1 pseudogene is annotated in these 247 nt (G+C 53.0%); it reads left to right on the plus strand.

The window, feature by feature from the left end:
• A pseudogene (locus tag FDX22_RS20330) lies at positions 1 to 247 on the plus strand (quinate/shikimate dehydrogenase); the annotation flags it as partial.

Raw genomic sequence — 247 nt, forward strand, 5'->3', positions numbered from 1 at the left:
AGGCATTCGCTAAACGTGTTAATGAAAACACCGACTGCGTTGTCACCGTGATCGACCTTGCCGATCGACAGGCATTTGCCGAGGCACTCGCCAGCGCGGATATTTTGACCAACGGCACGAAAGTCGGCATGAAACCGCTGGATAACGAATCTATTGTGACCGACGTTTCCCTGCTTCGCCCGGAACTGCTGGTGACCGAATGCGTGTATAACCCGCATATGACCAGGTTGTTGCAACAGGCACAACA

It is taken from the genome of Citrobacter sp. TBCS-14 (genome assembly GCF_005280805.1).
Classification (GTDB): domain Bacteria; phylum Pseudomonadota; class Gammaproteobacteria; order Enterobacterales; family Enterobacteriaceae; genus Citrobacter; species Citrobacter gillenii.